At 72.1% G+C, this 23536-nt stretch carries 14 protein-coding genes; 7 read left to right on the plus strand and 7 right to left on the minus strand.

Going from position 1 to position 23536, the window contains the following annotated elements:
- Window positions 1-390: 390 nt before the first annotated feature.
- A complete protein-coding gene (locus ACFZDJ_RS45090) occupies window positions 391-951 on the minus strand; it encodes a MarR family winged helix-turn-helix transcriptional regulator (RefSeq protein WP_385389079.1) in 561 nt (186 codons plus the stop codon).
- A gap of 144 nt (window positions 952-1095) precedes the next feature.
- Between ACFZDJ_RS45090 and ACFZDJ_RS45095 the strand changes: the two genes are divergently transcribed.
- Window positions 1096-2373 (plus strand): MFS transporter, encoded by a 1278-nt coding sequence (locus tag ACFZDJ_RS45095; protein ID WP_391068339.1) that lies wholly within the window; start codon window positions 1096-1098, stop codon window positions 2371-2373.
- A gap of 97 nt (window positions 2374-2470) precedes the next feature.
- Here ACFZDJ_RS45095 and ACFZDJ_RS45100 read toward each other — a convergent pair whose 3' ends face one another.
- Together ACFZDJ_RS45100 and ACFZDJ_RS45105 are read right to left on the minus strand one after the other, a co-directional pair.
- Window positions 2471-4126, minus strand: coding sequence for a SpoIIE family protein phosphatase (locus tag ACFZDJ_RS45100; protein ID WP_168509476.1), 1656 nt, complete (start codon window positions 4124-4126; stop codon window positions 2471-2473).
- Window positions 4127-4366: 240 nt separating this feature from the next.
- A complete protein-coding gene (locus ACFZDJ_RS45105; RefSeq protein ID WP_390937988.1) occupies window positions 4367-5746 on the minus strand; it encodes an FAD-dependent oxidoreductase in 1380 nt (459 codons plus the stop codon).
- A 374-nt stretch (window positions 5747-6120) separates the two neighbouring features.
- Between ACFZDJ_RS45105 and ACFZDJ_RS45110 the strand changes: the two genes are divergently transcribed.
- Both ACFZDJ_RS45110 and ACFZDJ_RS45115 read left to right on the plus strand, forming a co-directional pair.
- Entirely contained in the window at window positions 6121-6900 is a 780-nt protein-coding gene (locus ACFZDJ_RS45110; protein WP_168509478.1) for a TetR/AcrR family transcriptional regulator, read from the plus strand.
- A 241-nt stretch (window positions 6901-7141) separates the two neighbouring features.
- Complete coding sequence (locus tag ACFZDJ_RS45115; protein WP_391068156.1) at window positions 7142-9118, plus strand: sigma-70 family RNA polymerase sigma factor; 1977 nt, start codon at window positions 7142-7144, stop codon at window positions 9116-9118.
- Window positions 9119-9180: 62 nt separating this feature from the next.
- Here ACFZDJ_RS45115 and ACFZDJ_RS45120 read toward each other — a convergent pair whose 3' ends face one another.
- Window positions 9181-12717, minus strand: a complete 3537-nt coding sequence (locus ACFZDJ_RS45120; RefSeq protein ID WP_391068159.1) for a BTAD domain-containing putative transcriptional regulator — start codon at window positions 12715-12717, stop codon at window positions 9181-9183.
- A gap of 672 nt (window positions 12718-13389) precedes the next feature.
- Window positions 13390-15489 carry an asparagine synthase-related protein gene (locus ACFZDJ_RS45125; protein ID WP_101404222.1) on the minus strand — a complete coding sequence of 700 codons (2100 nt, stop codon included), beginning with the start codon at window positions 15487-15489 and terminating at the stop codon, window positions 13390-13392.
- A gap of 747 nt (window positions 15490-16236) precedes the next feature.
- Here ACFZDJ_RS45125 and ACFZDJ_RS45130 point away from each other — a divergent pair.
- The 4 genes from ACFZDJ_RS45130 to ACFZDJ_RS45145 all read left to right on the plus strand — a co-directional run bounded on the left by ACFZDJ_RS45130 (window position 16237) and on the right by ACFZDJ_RS45145 (window position 21492).
- On the plus strand, window positions 16237-17661 hold the full coding sequence (locus tag ACFZDJ_RS45130; RefSeq protein ID WP_099921857.1) for an MFS transporter: 1425 nt from the start codon (window positions 16237-16239) through the stop codon (window positions 17659-17661).
- Between the two features lie 163 nt (window positions 17662-17824).
- A complete protein-coding gene (lhgO, locus tag ACFZDJ_RS45135) occupies window positions 17825-19030 on the plus strand; it encodes an L-2-hydroxyglutarate oxidase (protein ID WP_391068162.1) in 1206 nt (401 codons plus the stop codon).
- Between the two features lie 172 nt (window positions 19031-19202).
- Entirely contained in the window at window positions 19203-20042 is an 840-nt protein-coding gene (gene trmB / locus ACFZDJ_RS45140; RefSeq protein WP_391068165.1) for a tRNA (guanosine(46)-N7)-methyltransferase TrmB, read from the plus strand.
- 67 nt (window positions 20043-20109) lie between these two features.
- Window positions 20110-21492, plus strand: coding sequence for a PrsW family glutamic-type intramembrane protease (locus tag ACFZDJ_RS45145; protein ID WP_391068168.1), 1383 nt, complete (start codon window positions 20110-20112; stop codon window positions 21490-21492).
- 3 nt (window positions 21493-21495) lie between these two features.
- Here the strand turns inward: ACFZDJ_RS45145 and ACFZDJ_RS45150 are convergent, their stop codons facing one another.
- Both ACFZDJ_RS45150 and ACFZDJ_RS45155 read right to left on the minus strand, forming a co-directional pair.
- Window positions 21496-22440, minus strand: a complete 945-nt coding sequence (locus ACFZDJ_RS45150; RefSeq protein WP_168509484.1) for an aldo/keto reductase — start codon at window positions 22438-22440, stop codon at window positions 21496-21498.
- Between the two features lie 58 nt (window positions 22441-22498).
- A complete protein-coding gene (locus tag ACFZDJ_RS45155; RefSeq protein ID WP_168509485.1) occupies window positions 22499-23536 on the minus strand; it encodes a M23 family metallopeptidase in 1038 nt (345 codons plus the stop codon).

The raw sequence follows: 23536 nt of genomic DNA on the forward strand, positions 1-23536 counted from the left end.
TGCGTTTCCGACTCTATCAGACCGTTTCCCGATCCGATTTCCTCGGTGCTTTCCAGGTTCCCGCTCTCGCGTTTCCCTTTCCGGCGGTTCCGACTCTATCAGATCCTTTCGGGCCTGATTCCCAGTCAGTGGGGCTTGTCTTCCCAGCCCTTGGGCCGTTCCGACATCCCAAACTTTAGCGGATCCTCTCGGCAGTTCCTAATCGGACCGCCGCGCCCCAATCGAATTGAATTCGGGCACACCGAATTCACCCGTTTGGGAGATCGTGCTGGTGGTTTGGGTGCCGCTACTGCGGCGGAGGTGCTACCGCAGAACCGTTACGGCCCGGTGGCAACTCGAAGAACCTTACGGATCCAGCAGGGTGATGTCAACCATCCCTGTCAAGATCTTTTATTCGAGGTCGCTGAGCCGGCCGCCCGCGTCCGGCTGGGCGTGCTCCACGCGTCGTAGAAGACGCGTCAGAACCTCACCGAGGACACCGCGCTCGTCGGCGGACAGGTCCTGGAGGAGGTCCTCCTCGAAGACCGTGGCGAGGCGCATGGCCTCCAGCCACTTCTCGCGCCCCTTTTCCGTGAGCTCCACGATCACGCGGACACGGTTCGACTCGTCGCGCTCCCGGGTGACCAGACCCTCCGCGACCATCCGGTCGATCCGGTGGGTCATCGCGGCCGGGGTCAGGCCGAGCCGCTTGGCGAGGTCGCTGGGACCCATCCGGTAGGGCTCGCCGGACAGGACGAGGGCCTTGAGGACCTCCCACTCGGCGTTGCTGATGCCGAGGGTGGCGGTCTGGCGGCCGTAGGCGACGTTCATACGGCGGTTGAGGCGGCCGAGCGCCGACACGATCTTCTCGACCTGGGGGTCGAGGTCCCGGAACTCGCGCTGGTAGGCGGCGATCTGTTCGTCGAGTGTCGGCTCGGTTGTCGGCGCAGTGACGCCGGGGGTGTCGCCCATGTCCGAAGTATCGCACGGGCTCGCTTGGCATTGAAGTCCTTCGAGCTGTACAGTTCAATATCTAACTTTAGCTTCGAAGTCTTCAGGGCTGCATCCATGCATGCCGAAGCTTCACTACCAAGGCAGGTGAAAGTGACCAGGGCGATGGGCGCAGCGATGCGCCGGATCCACGTGGGCAACGCACTCGGAGCGTTCGGGCTCGGCTTTACCGTCCCCTTCCTCTACGTCTATGTGGCGCAGGTACGGGGACTCGGCTCCATGACGGCGGGCCTCGTGCTCGCCGTCTTCGCCGTGGCCGCTCTCGTGGTGCTGCCGTTCGCCGGGCGGGCCATCGTCCTGCGCGGCCCGCTGCCGGTCCTGCTCACCGCCCTGGTCACCGCCGCCTTCGGGGCGCTGAGCCTGGGGCTCGCGAGCAACGCCACGGCCGTACTGCTGTCGGCGGCGGCGCTGGGTGCGGGACAAGCGGTCATGCAGCCGGCGCTGGCGACGATGATCGTGGACTGCTCGACGGCGGACACACGGTCGCGCGCCTTCGCGACGCAGTTCTTCCTGCAGAATCTCGGGCTCGGCGTGGGTGGTCTGATCGGCGGCCACATCGTCGACACGACCCGCGCGAGTTCGTTCACGCTGCTGTTCGCGATCGAAGCGGCGATGTTCCTGGTGCTGGTCGTGATCATGGCGACCGTACGGGTGCCGCACGCGCCGCGGATCAAGGGGGACGCGCCGCAGGCCGAGGGCGGCAGCTGGAAGCGGCTGCTGGGCAACCGGGCCATGGTGCAGTTGTCCGTACTGGGCTTCGTGCTGTTCTTCGCCTGCTACGGGCAGTTCGAGTCGGGGCTGTCCGCGTACGGCGTCGAGGCGGCCGGGATCTCGACCTCCGCGCTCGGTACGGCGATGGCGGCGAACACGGCGATGATCGTGGTGGCGCAGTTCGCGGTGCTGAAGTTCGTCGAACGCCGGAAGCGGTCGCGGGTGATCGCGGCGGTGGGCCTCATCTGGGCCGTGGCGTGGCTGACCGCCGGGTACGCGGGGCTCGGACACGGCAGCCAGACGATGGCCACGGCGGCGTTCGTCTCGACGTACGCGCTGTTCGGACTCGGCGAGGCGATGCTGTCGCCGACGGTCGCCCCGCTGGTCGCGGATCTCGCGCCGACGGGACTGGCAGGCCAGTACAACTCCGCCTTCGCCCTGGTGAAGCAGCTCGCGCTGGCCGTCGGTCCGGCTGTGGGCGGTCCGATGGGGGCCTCGCTGCACGGTCCGTACGTCGTGACGTTCCTGCTCTTCTCCCTCGGTATCACGTTCCTGGCGCTGCGGCTCGGGCGGCAGCTGAGCCCCGTACAGAACCAGCCGTGGCTGGCGAAGAGTCGGGTGGTGGCTCAGGGCGGGGCGGCACCCGCGGAGCCGGTGCGGGCAAACGCCTGACGGAGGTCTGTACGACGTTCGCACGACGGCTGCCACCACGTTTCACCGTGGTGGCAGCCGTTTCCTGTATTTCGAGGGACCCACCTGGGGGCAGGGGTCAGCCGGCGGTGCGGGGGAGGGCGAACTCGCACCAGACCGCCTTGCCTCCCCCGGGTGTACGCCGCGATCCCCAACCGGAAGCGATCGTCGCGACGATCGCGATACCGCGCCCGGCCTCGTCGGCGGGCTCGGCGCGACGCCGCCGCGGCAGATGGTCGTCGCCGTCGGTGACCTCGATGATGAGGCGGCGGTCGGTGCGGCGCAGCCGGAGGCGCATCGGCGGGGTGCCGTGCTGGAGGGAGTTGGCGACCAGTTCGCTGGTCGCGAGGACGCCGAGGTCATGGAGGTCGGACGGGAAACGCCAACTCGTCAGCACGCCGGAGGCGAAGGCACGCGCGCGGGGAGCCGCTTCCACCCCGCCCAGCAGCTCCAGGGCCGCGTTGCGGAAGAGCTCGCCGTCGGGGCCTGTACGGGCGGGGTGCTGGAGGACGAGGACGGCCACGTCGTCGTCGTGGTCGGCGGTGACGCCCGCGGAGCGGACGAGGCGGTCGCAGACGACCTGGGGAGTGCCCGTCGCCCCCGCGAGGGCGCGCTCCAGGGACGCGATCCCCTCGTCGAGGTCCTCGTCGCGGCGCTCGACCAGGCCGTCGGTGTAGAGGACGGCCGTGGAGCCGGGTCCCAGCGGGACCGAGCCGGAGGCGTGCATCCAGCCGCCGGTGCCGAGCGGCGGCCCGGTGGGTTCGTCGGCGCGGATCACGGTGCCGTGCTCGTCGCGGACGAGGATCGGGAGGTGGCCCGCGGAGGCGTAGACGAGCCTCCCCTCGTTGGGGTCGTGGACGGCGTACGCGCAGGTGGCGATCTGGTTGGCGTCGATCTCCGTGGCGAGTCCGTCGAGGAGTTGCAGGACCTCGTGCGGGGGCAGGTCGAGGCGGGCGTACGCGCGTACGGCGGTGCGCAGTTGCCCCATGACGGCCGCGGCCCGCACTCCGCGGCCCATCACGTCGCCGATGACAAGTGCGGTGCGGCCGCCGCCGAGGGTGATCACGTCGTACCAGTCGCCGCCGACCGCGGCCTCGGTGCCGCCGGGCTGGTAGGTGGCGGCGACGCGCAGGTCGTCGGGTTCTTCCAGCTCCTGAGGGAGCAGGGAGCGCTGGAGGGTGACGGCGGTCTCCCGCTGGCGGCGCTCGCTGGCGCGCAGTCGCTCGGCGGCCTCGGCGTGGTCGGTGACGTCGGTGGCGAAGACGAGTACGCCGCCGTCCTGGCCGTCCGGGGTGGCGTCGACGGGCGTGCAGGTGAAGGTGTACGAGCGGCCGCCGGGTGCTTTGCGGGACTTGACCGTGCGCGGCTTGGCGCTGCGCAGCACCTGGTCGAGGAGCGGGAGCAGGCCGATCTCCGCGAGCTCGGGCAGCGCCTCGCGTGCGGGTTCGCCGACGGGTCGGGCGCCGAAGGCCGCCACATAGGCGTCGTTGACGTACGCCAGGCGGTGGTCGTGGCCGTGCACGAGGGCGACGAGGGCCGGGACGCGGTCGAGGACCTCGCGCACGGGCAGGTCGTCGACGGCGGGGACGGGTGGCGCGTCGTCGGTCAGCTGCTCGGCGCGGGCCGCGGGCACGGAGCCCTCGCCTCGGCGGTCCGGGGAGGCCGTGTGTTCGGTTCGCGCCGCGGCGCGGCGCTGCGTTCCGGGGAGCCGGGCGCTCCAGCGGGTGAAGTTCACCGAATCCTTGCCTCGTGATCGTCGTCTCCGGTCGGCTCCGGATCCGGCCGGGGGTCCGGCCCGGGGCCGGAGCCACTGGAGCGCTGCCTCCCTGATCGGAACCCGGGAAATGCGGCGCTGGGGAAGAAGCCTGTGGGTGCGAAGAGCGAACCGTCGGCCCGCCCAAGGTCGGGACCAGTCTGGCCGACCGGACCGACATCCGTCAGACGCCTGCCTGATCGGTGGAGTTCCTGGGTCCGGTCAGGACGACCCCTTCGGGTCGAGCTTCGGGTCGATGGGATGCTTTCCACCGGCCGCGAGTTCGAACTCCGCTCGAGGATGTTCGAGCGATCCGAGGGACACGATCTCCCTCTTGAAGAGCCCCGCCAAGGTCCATTCGGCGAGCACGCGGGCCTTGCGGTTGAAGGTCGGGACCCTGCTCAGGTGGTAGACGCGGTGCATGAACCAGGCAGGATAGCCCTTCAGCTTGCGCCCGTAGACGTGTGCGACCCCCTTGTGCAGCCCGAGGGACGCGACCGAGCCGACGTACTTGTGGGAGTACGTCTCCAGGGGCTCGTCGCGCAGGGAGTGCGCGATGTTGTCGCCGAGGACCCTGGCCTGGCGCACCGCGTGCTGGGCGTTGGGCGCGGTCTCCTTGCCGGGCTCCTCGGCGGTGACGTCGGGGACGGCGGCGGCGTCTCCGGCGGCCCACGCGTGGGGGGCGCCTTCGACGGTCAGCTCGGGGGTGCACTTGAGGCGGCCGCGCTCGTTGAGGGGGAGGTCGCTGGCGGCCAGGATCGGGTGCGGTTTCACGCCGGCGGTCCACACGACCGTGCGCGTGGGGAAGCGGGCGCCGTCGCTGAGGACGGCGATCCGGTCCGCGCAGGAGTCGAGGCGGGTCTCGAGGCGTACGTCGATGTTGCGGCGGCGCAGCTGGGTGACCGTGTACTTGCCCATCTCCTCGCCGACCTCGGGGAGGATGCGGTTCGAGGCCTCGACGAGGATCCACTTCATGTCGTCGGCGTTGACGTTGTGGTAGTAGCGGGCGGCGTAGCGGGCCATGTCCTCGAGTTCGCCGAGCGCCTCCACGCCCGCGTAACCGCCTCCCACGAAGACGAAGGTCAGGGCGGCGTCGCGGATCGCGGGGTCCCGGGTGGAGGAGGCGATGTCCATCTGCTCGATGACGTGGTTGCGCAGCCCGATGGCTTCCTCGATGGTCTTGAAGCCGATGGCGTAGTCGGCGAGTCCGGGGATCGGGAGGGCGCGTGAGACCGAGCCGGGGGCGAGGACGAGTTCGTCGTACGTGATCTGTTCCGTGCCCGCGCCCTCCTCGGCGGTGGCGAGCGTGCTGAGCGTCGCGGTGCGCTTGGCGTGGTCGATGCTGTGGGCCTCGCCGATCAGGATCCGGCACCCGTCGAGGACCCTGCGCAGCGGGACCACCACGTGGCGCGGCGAGATCAGGCCCGCGGCGGCTTCGGGAAGGAACGGCTGATAAGTCATATAGGGGTCGGGGGAGACGACGGTGATCTCGACCTCGCCCCGATTCAGTTCCGGCTTCAACTTTCGTTGGAGGCGCAGGGCGGTGTACATCCCGACGTAGCCGCCGCCGACGATGAGAATGCGCACAGGTTCCTTCACCATCCCATGACGCACCCCGCTCTTGAGTTTGTCCACAGGCTCGACAATTTGTGTGACCGACGGCCGGGGGCCCGAGGGGTTGGCCGGTTTGCCGGAGTGCGGGAAGAGTGCGCAGGTCAGCGGGGGTGATCGGGGGGTTCGGAGGGGGCGCAATCGGGAGGTATCCGACCCGTACTCCGATCGGGGGGCGCTCCGTGCGGAACCTGCCCCTTCTGAATTGACCCCCACTCAACTATGTTCGTGTGTCGACGGGGTGTAGGGGGATGCGCTCGACGAGTCCGCACGACGGGTTCGTGAATCAAGCTTGTTCCGCACGCTCCGGCTTCCAATGGCGGGGAGAGTCTCCGGGGGGAGACGTCATTACCGGGGGAACGCTTATGCACATTCAGGACTCTCATTGGTCTTCCGCGTCTGCCATCGCGTCCGGTGGCACGATCGGCGCGGCAACGGGCGGCAATGGCCGCGGTCCGGTGGACGGATCGCGGACGACGCCGCTACGGGTGGACGCACAGCGCAATCTGGAGCACGTACTGCGCGCGGCGCGCGAGGTCTTCGGCGAGCTGGGGTACGGCGCGCCGATGGAGGACGTGGCGCGGCGCGCCCGGGTCGGCGTCGGCACGGTGTACCGGCGCTTCCCGAGCAAGGACGTCCTGGTCCGTCGGATAGCCGAGGAGGAGACCTCCCGGCTGACCGACCAGGCGCGCGCGGCGCTCGGTCAGGAGGACGAGCCGTGGTCGGCGCTCTCGCGCTTCCTGCGTACGTCGGTGGCCTCGGGTGCCGGGCGGCTGCTGCCGCCGCAGGTGCTGCGGGTCGGCGTCGCGGAGGAGGGGCCCTCGGCGGACGAGGCGCGGGTGCCGCAGCAGCGGTCCCAGCTCGCCCACGAGCTCCGGCTCGTCGAGCAGCGGTCGTCGCCCGAGGAGGAGGCCATGGCCGCGGTGGCCGACGACGCCGGTGCGGCCGCGCTGCTCGACGTGGTGGGCCGGCTGGTGGATCGGGCGCGCGCGGCGGGCGAGCTGCGGGCGGACGTGACCGTGGCGGACGTACTGCTGGTCATAGCCACGGCGGCGCCCTCGCTGCCGGATGCCGCTCAGCAGGCCGCGGCCTCGGCCCGGCTGCTGGACATCCTGCTGGAGGGGCTGCGCTCGCGGCCGGCGTGACGGTGGCCGGGGTGACGGAGTCCGAGGGGACGGAGCTCGGGGTCCGTACATTCCGGCCATAACGCAACTGCCTTATGGGGAGCGTTTATTGACTATTCCCCAAACGAGTGACCACTAGTGCTGTCGTGTGGCAAGTCCCCACGGACGAGTGGTTGGTCCGTGCGGTGGGGTCCCGCCCCTGAAGCGTGTGGCACTCTGTCCCGGTATTCGGGTCCGAGTGTGCAGGCGGGGGCTTTCCGCGATGAGCGTTGACGGGCGGGACGAGTCACTCGGTGACGGTGGCGCGGAGGCCGGCGGGTCGCCCTCGCGGCAGGTCCCGAGCCAGGGCGGCCCGTCGGGCATCACCTCGGAACCCTCGGGTACGCCGGGTGTTTCAGGCGCTTCGGGTGGTTCAGGCGCTTCGGGCGCTCCAAGGGACCCCAGCGTTCCGGCGCAGCGCGACCGGTTCGACCGGCGTGACGGCGGGAACGCCCTGCCGCCCCCGATCGAGCTGCCGCCCTCCGACGCCGATCTGATCGGGCGGATGCGCGCGGGCGACGACACGGCGTACGAGGAGTTGTACCGCCGTCACGCGGAAGCCGTCCGTCGCTATGCCCGCACCTGCTGCCGGGACGCGCACACCGCGGACGACCTCACCGCCGAGGTGTTCGCCCGCATGCTCCAGGCGGTCCGGCGCGGCCACGGCCCCGAGCACGCCGTACGCGCGTATCTGCTCACCACGGTCCGCCGCGTCGCCGCGAGCTGGACGAAGTCCGCGAAACGGGAGCAACTGGTCGACGACTTCGCGGTGTTCGCCGCGCAGTCCTCCCGCACCTCCGCGGTGTCCGACGACGACACGCTGGACCTGGGCGCCGACGTACGGGCGATGCACGAGGCCGAGCAGTCCATGGCCATGCAGGCGTTCCGGTCGCTGCCGGAGCGCTGGCAGGCCGTGCTGTGGCACACGGAGGTCGAGGACGAGTCCCCGAGCGAGGTCGCCACGCTCTTCGGGCTCGACGCCAACGGCACCCGTGTCCTGGCCAGCCGCGCCCGCGAGGGCCTCAAACAGGCCTACCTCCAGGCACACGTCAGCATCACGCTCACCATGGACGAGGAGTGCGCGCGCTACGCCGACCGGCTCGGCGCCTACGCCCGCGGCGGCCTGCGCACCCGGGCCGAGCGCGGACTGCGCAAGCACCTGGAGGAATGCGCCAAGTGCCGGCTGGCCGCGGGCCAGATCAAGGAAGTCGCCAGCGGGATCCCCGCGGTCGTGCCGGTCGCAGTCATCGGTTGGTTCGGTGCCGCCGGGTACGCGAAGGCCGTCGCGCTCATCGCCGGTGGCGCCGGAGCGGGCGCGGCCGGGGCGGCGGGTGCCGCGGCGGCGAGCGGCGGCTCGGGCGGGGCGAGCGCCGGGGGCGGCGCGGCCGCCTCGGAGGGGCTCGGCGCGCCGGTCAAGGCCGGTATCGCGGCGGGAGTCGTCGCGGTGGCCGCGGCGGCGGTGGCACTCGCCCTCGTCGGCAACGGCAGCCCGGTCAAGAAGCCCGAGGCCAAGCCGCCGGGGACCTCGCCGGTGGTCGAAGCGCCGCAGCCGACGCCGACTCCGACTCCGACTCCGTCGAAGAAGCCCGCGCCACAGCCCCCGGTGGTGGCCCCCGCACCGACGCCCAGCCCGACCCCGACTCCCACTCCCCGGCCCACCTCGAAGCCCACGCCCACGCCCTCGCCGTCCCCCACCCCGACGCGGGCGAATCCGAAGCCCACCCCCACTCCGACCCCCACGCCCACCCCGCCGCCTCCTCCCGCACCGGTCGTCTACCAGTGGAACGAGTTGAAGTACGACGTCACCGGTGACCACACCAAGCCCGAGATGCGGCTCGGCGAGAGCAGTTGGATGTGGCAGCGGTGGGGGGTGTCGATCGCGGGTCAGCGATACACCCACGGCGTGACCGTGCACGGCGAGTCCTCGGTCACCATCGACCTCAACCGCAGTTGCTCGGCGTACGACGCGCTGATCGGCGTGGACGACCTGACGCCGGGCCTCGGCCAGGTGAGCTTCTCCGTGTACGCCGACGGAGCTCGCCTGTGGCAGTCGCCACTGGTCAAGGGCGGCGACCCCGCGATCCCCGTGCATGTGAACCTCACCGGCCTCAAAACGATTCGGCTGGCCGTCGAACCGCACACGAGATTCGACGCGGTGGCCCTGGCGGACTGGGCGGAGTCCACGTTCCAGTGCCGGTGAGGTGCGTCGAAGCGAGGTGCGACATTCCCTCGCCGCCTACGCGTACTCCTTACGCGTAATCCTTACTCGTATTCCTTCAGCGCCTCCGCGAGCTCCCGCAGGGCGTCGGCCTGGGTGAAGCCCGCGCCCGTCGTCCGCTCGGACTCATGACGGACGGGACCGAGAGCGGCACGCGCGGCGGTCTCCGTGCGCTCGGCGCCGGTGCGCTCCTGGGTGGGACGGGGAAGACCGCCGCGCCAGGAAGTACCGGCGGCGAGCAGACGGGCCGCTCGGGGATGGTCGCCGAGCTCGGACAGCAGGCCCGCCGCACTCTCGACGAAGCTCGCCGTCACCACGTCGGCGCACCGCCCCGTCACCGCCGTGGCCAACGCGTCGACCATCTTGCGCAGGCCGGGCTCCAGACCGGACTCGGCGGCCGTCACGAGCGCCTCGACCCAGTTCAGCGCCGCCATGAACTGCGGCGGCGGGGTGCCGCGGGCGGTCATCTCGCACGCCTGCTCCCACTGTTCGCGCGCGAAGGCGACCTCTCCGTCGTCCAGGGCCAGCTGGGCGCGGAGCAGACGGACGAAGGCGCCGGAGTCCGTGATGCTGTACCGCTCGGCCGCGGCGTTGGCCTCGTCCAGGGCGGTCAGCGCCTGCGAGCGCTCGCCCGCGCGGTAGGCGAGCTCGGCCAGCCGCGCCATGAGGAAGGGCGTCTCGGCGTACGCGCCGACCTCGAAGGCCAGCCGCAGTGCCTCCTCGTACTCGCCCTTGGCCTCGTCGTAGAGACCGCGCGCCATGGCCGCCTCCCCCGCGGCGCTGCACACCTGGGCGCGCACCCAGCGGTCGCCCACGCGCCGGCTGAGCACCCGCAGCTCCGCGAGGTCGTCGTCCACGCCCTGCATGCCACCCGGGGCGTCGACGACCATGTGCGTACGGAACATCAGGGTGACGCCGATCTCCCACTCTCCGCCGTACGCTCGGCAGTTGGCGAGCGCCGCGTCCATCGACGGACGCACGTCGTGCCAACCGCTCAGGAAGAAGGCGGTCAACGGCCAGACGATGCCCGGCATGGTCGCCGCGTCCGGACCGCCCTTCTCGAAGAAGTCCCGCACCCGCACGATGTACTCCGCAATCCACGGATACGCCCCTGCGTCCAACGGATCGGTCTCCACCAGCATGAACAGGTGCAGCATGCGCGCCCGCATCCGCATGCCGTGCAGCGGATGGGACTCCTCGTGGTCCGGGGCGGCGAGGAAGGCTGCCAGCGGATCGAAACGGTCCAGGTCGGCGAAGAGGACACCACCGCCGCCACCGTCACGCCCCTCGCACCCGTCGTCACCCTCCCCGCCGTACGACCGGTTCGCCTCGGACACGACGCCCCTCGCGTCGAGCGCCGCGCCCAGCCGCAGCAGGCGGTCCGTCCATTCCCCGCCTTCGCGGCGGAAGTTGCGCAGCCACCAGAACCAACCCATGGCGAGGACGATCGCGCCGGCGTCCTCCTCCGCACCGGCGACGATCGCGCGGTGCAGGGCCGCCCGGATGTTGTCGAGCTCTGTCTCCAGGCGGTGGATCCAGGGCAGCTGCGCGGCGGAGCGCAGCAGTGGCTCGGCCTTCTCGACGAGGTCACGCGCCCACGCGCGGTGGCGCCGCTCGGCGGCGGCACGCAGCTCGGGGACTTCGGCGGCGCGCTCGGTGGCGTACTCGTGGATCGTCTCCAGCATGCGGTACCGCATGCCGCCGCCGACACCGTCCTCGTCGTAAGGGGCGGCGGACGGGGTCGCGACGATCAATGACTTGTCGACGAGCGCCCCGACGAGTTCGGCCACGCCACCGGCGACCGGACCGGTGATGGCACCGGTGCAGACGGCTTCGGCGGCCGTGAGGTCCCAGCCGCCCGCGAAGACGGACGCCTCGCACAGCACGGCCCGCTCCCGTTCGTCGAGCAGGTCCCAGGACCAGTCGACGACGGCGCGCAGGGTCTGCTGGCGGGGCAGCACCGTGCGGCTTCCGGAGGTGAGCAGCCGGAAGCGGTCGTCGAGCCGGTCGGCGATCTGGCGGGGTGTCAGCAGCCGCAGGCGCGCGGCGGCCAGCTCGATGGCCAGGGGCAGGCCGTCGAGCCGTCGGCAGATCTCGTCCACCGCCTCGGAGTCGTGGAGCGCGGCGTCGGCGTCGGGACGTACGGCCGCAGCGCGCTCCATGAACAGCCGGCGCGCGGGGTCGGGCGGCAGGGGCTCGACCGGGCGCACCAGCTCGCCGGGGACGCCGAGGGGTTCACGGCTGGTGGCGAGGATGGTGAGCCCCGGGCAGCGGGTGAGCAGGGTCTCGGCGAGTTCGGCGACCGCGCCGATGACGTGCTCGCAGTTGTCAAGGATCAGGAGCTGGCTGCGCGGGGCGCAGTACTCGACGAGCAGGCCGAGCGGGTCGTCCTGGCCGACCATCGCCATCTCGTGGGTCATCAACACGGTCTCGCGCAGACCGAGGGCGCTGACCACCGCGCCCGGGACCGCCTCGGGCCGGTCGAGCGGGGCCAGCTCGACCAGCCAGGCCTGCGGAAGCCCGGCGGCGGCTTCCTCGGCGAGGCGGGTCTTTCCCGAACCGCCCGGTCCGGTCAGCGTGACCAGGCGTGCCCTCTGCACATCCGAACGGATCGCGTCGAGTTCGGGTTCCCGGCCGACGAAGGAGTTCAGGCGGGGGCGGAGGTTGCCGGTGCGTTCGGGGTCGAGGCGTGGGTCGGGGCGGAGGTGTCCGTCCTCGGTCGGGTGCGGGGTCGGTCTCTCTTCGAAGGAGCCGGTGTCAACGCGCCGACCACCGGACGCGGCCGCCTCCGCCCCGTCCCCGTCCCCGTCCCGCCGTACGCGATGGTCGACACGTACGGGTATGGGCCCCGGCGCGCCCGATCCCGCCGGGGTGAGCAACTCCGCGTGCAGTCTCCGCAGTTCCCCGCCGGGATCCGCACCCAGGCCCTCCTGGAGGGCGCGGCGCACCCCTTCGTACGCGGCCAGCGCGTCCGCGCCGCGGCCCGCGTCGCGCAGGGCGCGGATGAGCAGGGCGTGCAGGGCCTCGTCGTACGGGTGGGCGGTTGTCAGCTCCTTCAACTCCGGTACGACGTCGGGGGCGCGGCCCAGTCGCAGGTCCGCGTCGATGCGGGTGCGCGTCGCCTCCAGGCGGAGCGCGTCCGGGCGGGTGGCGGCGTCCCGGTCGGGGAGGTCCGCGAGGGCCGGGCCGTGCCACAGGGCGAGGGCGTCGCGCAGGGTGTGGGCGGCGGTGGACGCGTCGCCGCGGTCGAGGGCGGCCCTGCCCTCTCGTACCTGCCGCTCGAAGACGAACAGGTCCACGTCGTCCTTGGTCGCCCGCAACCGGTAGCCGCCCGTCTCCGAGGCGACCGCGTCCTTGCCGATCGCCCGGCGCAGGCGGCCGACCAGGGCCTGCAACGCCGCCGGGGCGTCCAGTGGGGGGTCGTCCGCCCATACCTCGTCGATGAGGGTCTGGGGGGTGGTCGTGCGGTCCGTTCGTCGGGCGAGCGCCGTGAGCAAGGCGCGTACCCGGGGGCCGCCCAGCGCGACCGGGGCCCCCTGATCATCCTCCGCCTGGGCGACCCCCAGGATTCTGTACCGCACCCGCCTATTCTCACCTCGCCCGGTGCGCAGGGCCGAGGCTTTCCCCGGCGGGCCTACGCCCAGGTTCTCCGCCCCCGCCGCCCCTACCCGTCCCATCCTCAACCTGGGGGCTCCGCCCCCAGACCCCCGGGTGGGTTCGTCGGCTGCGGGCCGGTGGGGGCCGATCGCGCAGTTCCCCGTGCCCCTGGGCCGGGGCTGCGCCCCCGGCCCCCTATCGGCCTGAACGGCCTCGTCCTCAAACGCCGGACAGGCTGAAAGAAGCGCGCCAGCGCCCCTTCAGGGGCGCGGGGGATGCGGGGCGAAGCCCCGGCCAAGGGGCACGGGGAACTGCGCCGAACAACCCCCACCGGCCCGCAGCCAAACGAATCCGGGCGGGCGCCGGATGCGAGGGCGAAGCCCCGCCTTGGGGGCGCAGGGAACTGCGCGATCGACCCCACCGACCCCCATCGGCCCCCACCGCCCCCCACCGGCCCGCAGCCGCCCACGCGCCGAAGGGGCCGGGCCGGTGCGTCGCAAGCCCGTCGCTTACGTTCGGGTCTGGAAGCGGCTCCCTGTAGGGCAAGGCCTGATCCGGCGGCGACGGGCTCGACGTACCGGCACGGCCCCGACCCAACGACGGCCCAGCGACGAGCCAGGGGCGACCCGGCCGCGAGCCCCGCCCCCCCCCGACCGCTAGCCCCGCCCCCCGGCCCCCGCCCCCAACGCCCGCCCCTGTGGCACGATCCCCGCGGGTACGGCCCGTTGGCGGGCCGGTGTGCCCGTCCAGCATGTGCCGCGGCGGGCCAGCAGACGGCGCAGCCACAGTTCCAGGGAGACCAGATCCGCCAGCCCGTCCAGCGGCAGCGGCTCCCCCGCCGCGGCCGCCCGCAGGGCCTTGCGGACGACCCGTGCCTCCACGAGCCCCGCCTGCGCCAGCAGAGGAGTGTCGAACAAAGCGATCAGGGAATCCGCGGCCACCCGCAACCCCGTCCGCGCTGCCGCCGCCGAGGACGCGTGCGACGGCGCGCCCCAGCCTGGCGGCAGATCGGCCACCCCGGCGCCCTCCAGGACGGTCCGCAGGATCGCGGCGCGCGCCCCGGGCTGGACCCGCAGCGCCTCCGGCAACTCCCGGCACGCGCGGACGACCTGGTTGTCCAGGAACGGCGCGTGCAGCCGCTGGAAGCGGATCTCGGCGGCCTGCTCCAGGACGCGAAGATCGGCGGCGTGGCGCGCGAGCGCCGCCCGGGCGCGGAAGTCACCGGGCCGCTGCCCGGGACCGACCACCCCCGTCCGACCTGCGGCTCCTTGTAGGCGAACCGATACTTCAGCCAGCGCCTCACCGGTCAGCCAACGCGCCGCGGGACCAGGCCTGGCCCAGGTGAGCGCAGCCAGTGACGCACCCACCGCTCCTCCCGGTTCGTCGAAGCGCCGGTGCAGCAGCCGGTCGGCGAGGACGTCGACGCCGGTCCGGTACGGCGTACGGGCGAGCTTGCGCGCGGCGCCGTACACGCGCGCGGGAACCATGACGGAACCGTCCGCCTTCGCCAACGCGGCGACGGGCCGGACCAGATGGCGTCTCTTGCGGTCCATCAGCAGGTCGGCCAGCCGCGCGGGGTGCGCGTCCAGGACCTGCCGGGCGCCGTATCCCGTGAAGTGGTCCGCGCTGCCGGAGGACAGCCGCGCACGGTGCCGCGCCGCCGTCACCAGCGACGGCCCCGGCTCGTCCGTCAGCGGCCCCTCCAGGTCGGCGTACGGAAGCGTCTCTTCGCCCCCGGCGACGACCACATGGTGCAGCCGGGGGTTCGCGGCGAGCGTCCCGGCCCGCTCCACCTCGGCCTCCCGTCCGCGGACGGCGAGGTCGTTGAAGGTGACGGCGAGGAGCCGCTCACCGGCGCCCGTGCCGTGCCCGAGGACCGTGCCGGGCGCCCCCGGCAGCCCCGCCGCGAGCAGGGCCAATGTCCCGGAGGCGGGCCCTCCGGAGAGATCGGCCCCGATTCCCGGTACGGGCATCCCGCGCGCCGCGCGCCGCTCCGCGGGGCCCATCCCGGGCACGGGCCCGGGGTCGATGTCGGTCCCGGGTACGTGCCGGGGAGCGGCGAGGCGCGCGCGTACCGCCTCCACGAGGGCGTCCCGGACGCCGTCCACCGCGCTGTCGGGGTCCGCGGTGGGCGCGGCGACGGCGAGGGAGGCGACGGGCTCGTAGCCGGCGACCTCGCGGGCACCCGCGCGCAGGATCAGCGCGTGTCCCGGCGGAATGCGTCGTACGCCGTCGTACGGGGTCGAGTCGTGGACCGCGGCCGGTACGTCGGGGGCGGCGAGCAGGGCCGCCAGGTGCCCGAAGTCGAGGTTGGCCTCGATGAGGTCGGCCAGCGGCAGGGCGGCGGTCGCGTAGGCCGTACCGCCCGCCCAGGGAGTGTGGAAGACGGGCCGCGCGCCCGCGAGGTCGCCCGCGACGGTGGTGCGACGGCCGACCTGGACGACGGCGGTGTAACTGCCGGACCATGCGGTGAGGTGGCGCAGTGCGCCGCCGCGCGCGGCGAAGAGGCCGACCTTGAGTTCTTCGTCGCTCGCCCCGCAGGTGCCGAGGACGGCGATCCTGTTCTGCGCGTCGGCCTTGATGACGCGGACCTCGTCAGGGCGCCAGTCGCCGACCGCCCAGAGCGGATCGGGGTCGCCCCACAGGAGTTGGGAGCCCACCGGGTGCACGGTCTCGCCGTCGCTTCCGGTGGCGCCCGCCAAGCCGATCTCGGGCGCTCTGGCGGCGGTACTGCTCCACCCCACCAACCACCGCATCGACGCCTCCACAGGCTGTGGACAACCAGTGCACCGTACGAACTCGGCTCCATGCTGCCACGAAGACCGCGAACGGGAGGGCCCCTGCGGCGGCTTGCGCCCCCTGGAATGCGCCCCCGCGAATACGTTCGCGCCGTTGGGAGGCCGCTGCAAAGCCGATCCGAAGCAGATGCGAACACCCGCCCGAAGCAAGGCGATCACAAGAGATTCACTGGGAACGACGAGTGGGCGGGGGTGGATCGGCGACGCGAATGCGCCCCCGATACGCTCCCCGAAAGCACCTCATGCGCCCTCAAGTGGCGTGGTAGGAGGGCTATTTGCCCGCACAGGCCACCGTCGATTTTCGGCCAAATCGGCTGCGGGCGGACAGGCGCGCACACGCTCCGTACAGGACCTGCACACCGCTTGGACAACGCACAGTCCGGGAGGCGGAGTTCGCCTCCCGGACCGGTCCGCCGCCCGCGGGGATGTAGGCGGCGGTGTCCCCCAGCCCACTGGATCCAGTACAGCGGGCCGACCCACGCGTGATCCATGGAAGCGCTCCCCCGGTGGCCGGAGAAGAGCGCACGGACGGGCGCACAGCCACACAGCGGGAGCACGATGCAACCGTCCGTACTTCCGTACGGACCACAATCTCGCCATCCGGAACAACGCCCCTTAACGCTTGGGATGCGGCGAACTACGCTGGGTTTACGAATGCCGCATGGTTATGCCAGCGCGGCAGCCGTCTGTGTCGAGGGGTGGCGCATGTCCAGGGAGCAACGCGGGCCGAACGAAAAACTCGGCGCCGTTCTCGCCCTCGCGGGAATCAGCAACGCAGGACTCGCGCGGCGCGTCAACGATCTTGGCGCTCAACGCGGGTTGACTCTTCGCTACGACAAGACGTCGGTGGCGCGCTGGGTGTCGAAGGGAATGGTGCCGCAGGGTGCGGCGCCGCATCTCATCGCGGCCGCCATCGGTCAGAAGCTCGGCCGCCCGGTGCCGCTCCACGAGATCGGTCTGGCGGACGCGGACCCCGCGCCCGAAGTGGGCCTCGCCTTCCCCCGTGACGTCGGGCAGGCGGTGCGGTCGGCCACCGAGCTGTACCGTCTCGACCTCGCCGGCCGCCGGGCCGGCAGCGGCGGCATCTGGCAGTCCCTGGCGGGATCCTTCGCAGTGAGCGCTTACGCGACTCCCGCCTCACGGTGGCTGATAACCCCGGCCGACAGTTCGGTGGCGCGGGACGTGAACCCTTCCGAGGGCTCCGGAGCACCACTGAAAGTCGGCCACAGCGATGTGCAGAAGCTCCGCGAGGCAGCAGAGGACGCCAGGCGCTGGGACTCCAAGTACGGAGGTGGCGACTGGCGTTCGTCGATGGTGCCGGAATGTCTGCGGGTCGAGGCGGCACCGCTGCTGCTCGGCGCCTACTCCGACGAAGTGGGCAGAGCCCTGTTCGGGGCGAGTGCCGAGCTGACCCGCCTGGCGGGCTGGATGGCCTTCGACACGGGCCAGCAGGAAGCCGCCCAGCGCTACTACATCCAGGCCCTGCGTCTGGCCCGAGCCGCCGCCGACGTCCCCCTGGGGGGCTACGTACTGGCCTCCATGTCCCTCCAGGCGACCTACCGCGGCTTCGGCGACGAGGGCGTCGACCTCGCCCAGGCCGCTCTGGAGCGCAACCGGGGGCTCGCCACCGCCCGCACCATGAGCTTCTTCCGCCTCGTCGAGGCACGCGCCCACGCGCGCGCGGGTGACGCCCAGGCGGCCGGCGGGGCCCTGAAGGCGGCCGAGGGCTGGCTGGAGCGGGCCCGGGACGGCGACCACGACCCGAGCTGGCTCGGCTTCTACTCGTACGACCGTTTCGCGGCCGACGCGGCCGAGTGCTACCGCGACCTGAAGGCGCCGCGCCAGGTGCGCCGCTTCACCGAGCAGGCGCTGTCGAAGCCGACGGAGGAGTTCGTACGCTCCCACGGCCTGCGACTGGTGGTGTCGGCGGTCGCCGAGCTCGAGTCGGGCAATCTCGACGCGGCATGCGAGCAGGGCGTACGGGCGGTGGAGGTCGCCGGGCGGATTTCCTCCGCGCGCACGACGGAGTATGTGAAGGACCTTCTGCACCGTCTGGAGCCCTACGGCGACGAACCGCGTGTGGTGGAGCTGAGGGAGCGCGCACGGCCGCTGCTGATGGCTCCCGCGTAGGCGCTCCGCTGGGAAGGCCGTGGCCGGCTGCGGGCCGTGTGTGGCTGAGCGCGCAGTTCCCCGCGCCCCGACGGGAGCGCGGACGGCGCTGCTTCCGGCGCTTCGCGGGTTTGAGGGCGTTGTCAGTGGCGCAGTGCACTCTTGAAGCCGGGAGGTGGAACAGGTGCGGGTCGCTTACGACTGCGATGTGCTGGTGATCGGCGGCGGGATCGTCGGCCTGGCGACGGCGTATGCGATCACGCGCGCCGCGCCGGGCACACGGGTGACGGTGCTGGAGAAGGAGCGGGGCCCGGCCCGTCATCAGACGGGGCGCAACAGCGGGGTGATCCACAGCGGGATCTACTACCGGCCCGGCTCCCTGAAGGCCCGGTACGCCGTGCGGGGCGCCGCCGAGATGGTGAAGTTCTGCGCGGAGTACGACATCGCGCACGCCGTCACCGGAAAGCTGATCGTCGCCACGGAGAAGGCGGAGCTCCCCCGTCTGCACGGGCTCGTGCAGCGCGGCCGGGAGAACGGGATTCCGGTGCGGGAGCTGGGCCCCGCCCAGATAGCGGAGTACGAGCCGCAGGTGCGCGGGCTCGCCGCGATCCACGTCGGCACGACGGGGGTGTGCGACTTCGTCGCCGTGGCCCAGCAGCTCGCCGAGTCCTCCGGGGCGGAGATCCGGTACGGGGCGCGGGTCGTCCGCATCGACCGCCGGCCCGCACTCGGTGTCGCCGTCCGTACGGCGGACGGGGCGATCGTGCGCGGACGGGTGCTGGTCAACTGCGCCGGGCTGCACTGCGACGAGATCGCGCGCCTGGCCGGGGACGAACCCGGCATGCGGATCATCCCCTTCCGCGGCGAGTACTACTCCCTGGCTCGTCCCGAGCTGGTCCACGGCCTGGTCTACCCGGTCCCCGATCCCGCCTTCCCCTTCCTCGGTGTGCATCTCACCCGGGGGATCGACGGAGACGTCCACATCGGACCCAACGCGGTGCCCGCGCTCGCCCGGGAGGGGTACGGGTGGGGGGTCGTCCGGCCCCGCGAGGTGGGTACGGCCGTGGCGTGGCCCGGTTCCTGGCGGATGGCGCGGCGGCACTGGCGGTACGGGGCGGGGGAGCTGCGGCGGTCGGTGTCCAAGGCGGCGTTCACCGGCGCGGTGCGGCGGCTGCTGCCGGCGGTGACGCCGGACGACCTGATCCCGGCCTCGTCCGGTGTCCGGGCCCAGGCCGTCCTGAGGGACGGCACCCTGGTGGACGACTTCCTCATCAAGGAGGGCCCGCGGACCGTACACGTCCTGAACGCACCCTCGCCCGCCGCCACGGCGTCGCTCCCTATCGGGCGTGAGGTCGCGCGCAGGGCGCTGGGGGTGCTGGCGGGGACGTGACGGGGTGACGGGCCGGCGTGTTCTTTGTCTGCGGGCCGGTGGGGGCCGATCGCGCAGTTCCCCGCGCCCCCGAAAGCCTCGGCCGTCCGGCGTTCGGAAGTCCGGGGCGGAGCCTCTGGGACGGGTAGGGGCGGCAGGCTGCTCCCGGGGGCGCCGTAAAATCGGCTTCACTGTGTCTGACTCCATTGACTCCCCCGAAGAGCCCCGGCCCAGCTCCGTCGCCGGAGGTGAGCCCCATCGGCGTGCCCGGGCCAAGGGGGAGCCGCGGTTCCCCGATGGTCCGAAGGCCGACCCCGCCGGATCGCACTTCGAGCGGCGCATCCGGAGCTTCCAGCCGCGGCGCAGCCGGGTCACCACGGGCCAGGCGGACGCGCTGCAGCGGCTGTGGCCCAAGTGGGGGCTCGACATCGACGGGCAGCGCGTGATCGATCTCTCCGAGTTGTTCGGGGGCGAGCGGCCCGTCGTGCTGGAGATCGGGTTCGGGATGGGTGAGGCCACCGCGCGGATGGCGGCGGAGGACCCGAAGACGGGGATCCTGGCCGTCGACGTGCACACGCCGGGGCAGGGCAACCTGCTCAATCTCGCGGACCAGAACGGGCTCACCAATGTCCGCGTCGGCAACGGCGACGCGATCATTCTGCTCAGGGAGATGCTCATGCCGGATTCCCTGAGCGGGCTGCGCGTGTACTTTCCCGATCCCTGGCCCAAGAAGCGGCACCACAAGCGGCGGCTGATCCAGCCGGAGTTCCTCAGCCTCGCCGCGACCCGCCTCAGGCCCGGCGCCCTCGTGCACTGCGCGACCGACTGGGAGCCGTACGCCGAGCAGATGCTGGAAGTGCTGAGCGCACACCCGGACTTCGAGAACACCCAGCCGGACGGCGGTTACGCGCCTCGTCCGGACTTCCGGCCGCTGACCCGTTTCGAGGGTCAGGGACTGGAGAAGGGTCATGTGGTGAACGACCTCCTGTTCCGGCGCGTACAGCACCGAGACCAGGACACATCCGGCGACTGAAGACCCGCGGACGAACACCACCAGGCGCCGTCGCGGGCAGCGCCCCTCCCTCGTTAGGGTCAATGCCGTGGCCACCTTTCCCCCGTACCCGACGTATCCCGGCGGTCCCACCGGTGGGCCGGCCGACGGTGCGCTGCGGCACGCGCACTGGTGGCAGCGGAAGTGGGTGCGCTACGGCGCGCTGATCACCCTGCTCGCGCTCTCCGGCCTCGTCATCCTGGCCCTGGTCCGCCAACAGACCGGCACCGAGGGTTTCCTGGTCGGGCTCGGCCTCGCCGTGCTGCCCGTGCCGCTCCTCGTCGCCGCGTTCCGCTGGCTGGACCGGGTGGAACCCGGGCCCTGGCGCAACCTGCTCTTCGCCTTCGCGTGGGGCGCCTGCGCGGCGGCGCTGATAGCGATCGTCGCCAACAGTTTCGCGACCAAATGGATAGCGACCGCCACCGCCGACCCGACCAGCGCCGACACCCTCGGCGCGACCGTCATAGCGCCGATCGTGGAGGAGTCCGCGAAAGCCGCCGCTGTGCTCCTGGTGTTCCTCTTCCGCCGCCGGGACTTCACGGGGATCGTCGACGGGGTCGTCATAGCCGGAGTCACCGCAACCGGCTTCGCCTTCACCGAGAACATCCTCTATCTCGGCACCGCCTTCGGCACGGACCAGCTCAACGGTGACCGCGGTCTGACCTCCGTCACCGCCGCGACCTTCTTCGTCCGCGTCGTGATGTCGCCCTTCGCGCACCCCCTGTTCACCGTGCTCACCGGCATCGGCTTCGGCATCGCGGCGCTGTCCGCCGAGCGCCAGCACGTGCGCCGCGTCCTGCTGCCCCTGACCGGACTGCTGCTCGCGATGGGCATGCACTCCACGTGGAACGGCTCGTCGGACTTCGGGGAGTACGGCTTCTACGCGGTGTACGGGGCGTTCATGGTGCCCGCGTTCGGTCTGCTCACCTTCCTCGTCATCTGGACCCGGCAGCGGGAGCTGAAGACCGTACGGACCGAACTTCCGGCGTACGCGGCGGCCGGGTGGCTCACCCCGCCCGAGCCGTACGTGCTCGGCTCGATGCGGGCGCGGCGGCTGGCCCGCGAGTACGCCGCCCACCACTTCGGCAAGGCGGCGGCGCGCTCGGTCGCGCAGTACGAGGCCTACGCGACCTCGTTGGCGTTTCTGCGGCACCGGGGGCGCAGTGGCCGCGCCAACGCCGACTTCGTCGTACGGGAGCGGGAGTTGCTGCACGAGCTGTGGCGCCGCCGGGAGGTCGCCCGCCCGTCCCTCGCGTACGCGGCCCACACGGCGGCCCCGGCCGTACCCGTGCCGCCTCAGGTACCGCCGCCGTGGCCCGGGTACGGCTACGCGCCGGTGCCCGGCCAGGCGAACCCCACCGGTGCGCCCCCCTACCCCACGTACCCCGCACCGGCGACGCCGTACCCCGCGTACAACCCCTACCAGTCGTAGGCCTCAGGCGGACGCTTCCGTCAGCCTGGCCAGTTCCGCGTCCGTCAGGGTCAGGTCCGCGACCGCCAGCAGCGCCGGCAGCTGCTCGACCGTCCGGGCGGAGGCGATGGGCGCCGCGACCGTCGGCCGGGCGGCGAGCCAGGCGAGGGCGACCGTGGCGACCTCGGCGTCATGGGCCCCGGCGACCTCGTCGAGGGCGGCCAGGACGCGGATGCCGCGCTCGGTGCCGAGATGCTTGCCGGCGCCCTCGGCCCGCGCCGAGTCGACCGTCGTACCCGGGCGGTACTTGCCGGTGAGGAAGCCGGAGGCGAGCGCGAAGTAGGGGACGGCGGCCAGGCCGGTCCGGGAGGCGACCTCCTGGAGCGGGCCCTCGTAGGTGTCGCGCGAGACGAGGTTGTAGTGCGGCTGGAGGGCGACGTAACGCGCGAGGCCCTCGCGGTCGGAGAACTCCACGGACTCCGCGAGCCGCTCGGCGGAGATGTTGGAGGCGGCGATCTCCCGGACCTTGCCGGCCCGGACCAGTTCGTCCAGCGCGCCGATGATCTCCTCGACCGGCACCGAGGTGTCGTCGAAGTGGGTGTAGTAGAGGTCGATGTAGTCCGTGCCGAGGCGGCGCAGCGAGGCGTCGGCGGCGGCCCTGATGTTCGTCGCGGACAGGCCCTTGTACTCGGGGTGGGTGCTGACCTTGGTGGCGAGGACCACGTCGGAGCGGTTGCCGCGCGCGGCGAACCACTTGCCGATGATCGTCTCCGACTCACCGCCTGTGTGGCCGGCGATCCACGCGGAGTAGCCGTCGGCGGTGTCGACGAAGTTGCCGCCCCCGGCCGTGTACGCGTCGAGCACGGCGAAGGACTGCGCCTCGTCGGCTGTCCAGCCGAAGACGTTGCCGCCGAGGGAGAGCGGGAAGACCTCGAGGTCGGAGGAGCCGAGTTTGCGGAGAGAAGTCATGCTTTATTTCAACAGCCGTACCGGACTGCCGTATTCCGCACACGGCCCCCGGGAACGATCAGGGGTTGAGGCCCTTGCTCTGCAGCCACGCCATCGGGTCGATCGCGCTGCCGCCGCCCGGGTGAACCTCCAGGTGCAGATGCGGCCCGGTCACGTTGCCGGTCGCGCCCACACGCCCGATGACGTCGCCGGTGGCCACCTTCTGCCCGACGCTGACGCTGATGGACGACTGGTGGCAGAACCACAGCTCCGTGCCGTCGTCGAGGGTGAGGATGGTGCGGTAGCCGTACGAGCCGGCCCAGCCCGCCTCCGTGATCGTGCCGCTGTGGATGGCCTTGATCAGCGTGCCGGTGGGGGCCGCGAAGTCGAGGCCGGTGTGGTACCCGGAGGACCACATGGAACCGGCGTCGCCGAAGCGGGAGGTCAGGGTGTACGAGGAGGTGGGCAGCGAGTAGCTCTTGGCGAGCTCGGCGAGGCGCGCGGCCTCGGCCTTCTGCTTGGCGTCCTCGTCCGCCTTCTTCTTCGCGGCGGCGACCTTGGCCTCGGCGTCGTCCTTCTGCTTGGCGGCCAGGGCGACCGCCTTCTTCGCCGCGGCGGACTCGGCGGCGGCCTGGGCCGCCTTGTCGACCTGGTCCTGCTGCGACTCGGCCTGCAGGATGATGCGGGCGCGCAGTGCCTCGCCCGCGTCCTTGTTGCCCTGCGCGGCGTCGGCGCTGGTCACGCCGGCGCTGGTGAGCGGGGTGGCGGAGCCCTTCGGCGTGCTGGAACCGCCGTCGGATATCAGCGCCTTGGCGGACTGGGTGACCGAGGAGAGGTCGGGCAGCGAGATGGACACCGGCGGCTTGCCGGGCGCCGCGGTGGCCATGCCGCCCGCACCGACGGCGGCGATGACGCCGACGCCCAGGACCGTGGAGCTGCGGGCGAGTCCCCCGCCGCGCTGCTTGGAGACGCGGTGCCGGCCGCGGAGGGGGCGGATGGAATCCTCGGTGGGGTTCCACTCCTCCCAGGGGCCCTCGTCCTTGCCGTAGGCGTAGCCAAAAGTCTGGGTGTCGTTCGGCGGGAACGAAGTGGGCTGGGCGGGCCGGTTGGACGCCAC

The sequence above is a fragment of the Streptomyces sp. NPDC007896 genome, assembly GCF_042959425.1.
In the GTDB taxonomy this organism is placed as follows: domain Bacteria; phylum Actinomycetota; class Actinomycetes; order Streptomycetales; family Streptomycetaceae; genus Streptomyces.

What these genes read in the sequence shown, in the direction of transcription:
- ACFZDJ_RS45090 (WP_385389079.1), bottom strand. Translation starts at nt 951, where the DNA reads ATGGGCGACACCCCCGGCGTCACTGCGCCGACAACCGAGCCGACACTC.
- ACFZDJ_RS45095 (WP_391068339.1), top strand. Translation starts at nt 1,096, where the DNA reads ATGGGCGCAGCGATGCGCCGGATCCACGTGGGCAACGCACTCGGAGCG.
- ACFZDJ_RS45105 (WP_390937988.1), bottom strand. Translation starts at nt 5,746, where the DNA reads ATGGTGAAGGAACCTGTGCGCATTCTCATCGTCGGCGGCGGCTACGTC.
- ACFZDJ_RS45110 (WP_168509478.1), top strand. Translation starts at nt 6,121, where the DNA reads ATGCACATTCAGGACTCTCATTGGTCTTCCGCGTCTGCCATCGCGTCC.
- ACFZDJ_RS45115 (WP_391068156.1), top strand. Translation starts at nt 7,142, where the DNA reads ATGAGCGTTGACGGGCGGGACGAGTCACTCGGTGACGGTGGCGCGGAG.
- ACFZDJ_RS45125 (WP_101404222.1), bottom strand. Translation starts at nt 15,489, where the DNA reads ATGCGGTGGTTGGTGGGGTGGAGCAGTACCGCCGCCAGAGCGCCCGAG.
- ACFZDJ_RS45130 (WP_099921857.1), top strand. Translation starts at nt 16,237, where the DNA reads ATGTCCAGGGAGCAACGCGGGCCGAACGAAAAACTCGGCGCCGTTCTC.
- ACFZDJ_RS45150 (WP_168509484.1), bottom strand. Translation starts at nt 22,440, where the DNA reads ATGACTTCTCTCCGCAAACTCGGCTCCTCCGACCTCGAGGTCTTCCCG.